The sequence below is a fragment of the Rhodococcus sp. P3_B8 genome (genome assembly GCF_056402775.1).
Genome location: NZ_JBFUGT010000543.1, coordinates 1 through 2,393, shown reverse-complemented (window position 1 = coordinate 2,393; position 2,393 = coordinate 1). Strand labels below are relative to the sequence as shown.

At 68.5% G+C, this 2,393-nt stretch carries 2 protein-coding genes; one reads left to right on the top strand and one right to left on the bottom strand.

Features of this window, described 5'->3' with window-relative positions:
• Positions 1–25: 25 nt before the first annotated feature.
• Positions 26–1,375, bottom strand: coding sequence for an ABC transporter substrate-binding protein (locus tag AC1D1G_RS44280; protein WP_477956836.1), 1,350 nt, complete (start codon positions 1,373–1,375; stop codon positions 26–28).
• A 122-nt stretch (positions 1,376–1,497) separates the two neighbouring features.
• Here AC1D1G_RS44280 and AC1D1G_RS44275 point away from each other — a divergent pair.
• Positions 1,498–2,393 (top strand): LacI family DNA-binding transcriptional regulator (locus AC1D1G_RS44275; RefSeq protein ID WP_477956835.1); only part of this gene is annotated, 896 nt, incomplete at its 3' end.

Sequence of the window (2,393 nt, the reverse complement as noted above, 5' to 3'; positions counted from 1 at the left end):
GTCTGGGGGGTGTGCGCGGTGGAGGTCATCGGAGAAGGTCCTGCTCGTAGGCGGATTGGACGGCGCTCATCATCTCGGCGGGCGTCGTCCGGCCGGCGGCGAGCATCTGGACCTGCGGTAACCAGGTGCCGGACATGCCGTTGGTGGCGTTCTGGACGAACTGGACCTGACCGTCGGAGGCGACCAGCCTGCTGAAGGCTGYCTGGATTTGGGCGCCCACCGATCCGGGTGCGGTGGCCGGGACCTCGCCGGTGCCGGAGGGGGCGAAACCGGCGTCGACCGCGACCTGCCGGCCGGCCTCGGAGCGGAGGAAGTCCAARAAGGCCGCGGCGGCGTTCTTGTCGTCCGAGCCCGAGGGGATCGCGAAGTTGGACACCGGATCCGACATGGCCAGCACGGGTCCCCCCGCCGGTGCCGGTGGGAGAACGAAGCCGACGTTGCCGCCCATCTTGGTCTGCAGGGTCGCGGCGTCCCAGTTGCCGGAGGCGTAGAACAGTGCCTCGCCCTCGGCGAACCGGCTTGCGGCGGTGGTGGCGTCGGTGCCGTTGGTGTCCTGGGGGAAGTAGCCTTTCGTCGCCCAGTCGGCCACGACCGCGGCCGCGTCGACGCCGGCGGGGGTGTCGAGTGTGGCACCGGGAGCGTTGAAGACCCAGTCGTTGACCGCGTCGCGCCCCAATGATGCGTTCAGCATCATCTGGACCAGGAAGGTGACCTGCGCGCTCTTGTTGCCGGCCATGATCGGGACCAGTCCGGTGGTCTTCGCCGCCGCGAGTGCCTGCTCGAATTCTTCGACGGTGGTGGGCGGTGAGGTCATTCCGATTCGGGTCGCGAGCTCCTTGTTGTAGTAGAGACCGGTCAGGGTGAATCCGCTGGCCATCGTGTACTGCGGGCCGGTGCCCCGGACCCCGGCGTCATCGACCCGGTACATGGCCATCTGCCCTTCCGGTAGCTCGTTCCAGCCGTAGGCCTCGGCCCACGGATCGAGTGCGGTGAGCTGGCGGTTGGCCACCGCCGCCGGCAGCGCGATGATCCGTGCGATGTCCGGCGGGTTGTCCGAGGCGAGCACCCGGGGCGCGTTGACCGCCTGAACCTCGTCCGGGTCATAGCGCGCGGTGATGGTCACGTTCGGGTGGCGCTCGGTGAACGCCGCGATCAACGCCTCGTCGATCTTCTTCAGCCCCGCCCCGTCGTACAGGGTCAACTCGATCGGGTCGGTACCGAGATCCGTGCTCACCGCTACCGGCTCCGTCGGGGCTGTCGTGGTGTAGCCGCTGCCCGGCGGCGCGCAGGCCACCGCCGTCGGCAGGATCGCGGCTCCGGCGACCGCGGCGAACCTGCGCGCCCACCGGCCCCGGTTCGAGTGGTGTGAGTCCATAGCTCCTCCGCATTGAGACGCGCATCACAATTCGGAAGCGCTTCCGAAGCATATGTCGGAAGCGCTTCCGAAATCAAGGTCGGTCGGGCTACCATCGCCTCGTGCCCGATCAACCTGGTTCTTTGAGTCTCAGCGACGTCGCCCGGGAAGCCGGCGTCTCGCTGACGACCGCCTCCCGCGCTCTCAACGACTCGTACGGGGTTTCCGCGGCCACGAGAGAGAAGGTCCTAGCCATCGCCCGTCGCCTCGACTACGTGGTCTCCCCGGACGCGGTCCGCCTGGCCGGCGGGCGGACCCGACGGGTGGCGTTGGTCGTTCCCCATATCGAGCGCTGGTTTTTCGGCGAGATGGTCAATGGAATCGAGACGGTGCTCGCATCAGCGAACTTCGACCTGTTGCTGTACCAGGTCGGTGGCCCCGAGGATCGCCAGGACTTCTTCACCCGGTTACCCGCCCGCCGGAAGGTCGACGCCGTGGTGGTGGTCGCGTTCCCGGTGGATCAACGCGAGCGCGAACGGCTCGCACTGATGGGCGTCGGTATCGTCGCCGCCGGCGGCCAGAGCGCCGACTACCCCTATGTCTGCATCGACGACTACCACGCCGGGCGGCTCGCCGTCGACCACCTCCTGGAATCAGGACACCGGCGGATCGCCATGATCGCCGCCCACGACCCCGATCAGCCCGGGTGGCCGGCACGCTCCGGTCGATCGGAGGCGTATGTCGACGCACTGACCGGAGCGGGCATCGCTGTGGACCACTGCCTCGTCCGCGACGTCGACTGGGGCGGCCTCAACGCCGCAGAGGCGATGGCCGACATCCTCGACGCCACCCCGGAATCGGCTCCGACCGCCGTCTTCGCGCACAGCGACGAACTCGCCCTCGGAGCGATCCGAACACTGCGCCGCCGAGGCCTGCGCATTCCTGAGGACGTCTCCGTCGTCGGAATCGACGACCATCCGCTCGCCGCACTCACCGACCTGACCACCGTGCACCAATCCGTGCGCGAGCAGGGCGAGAT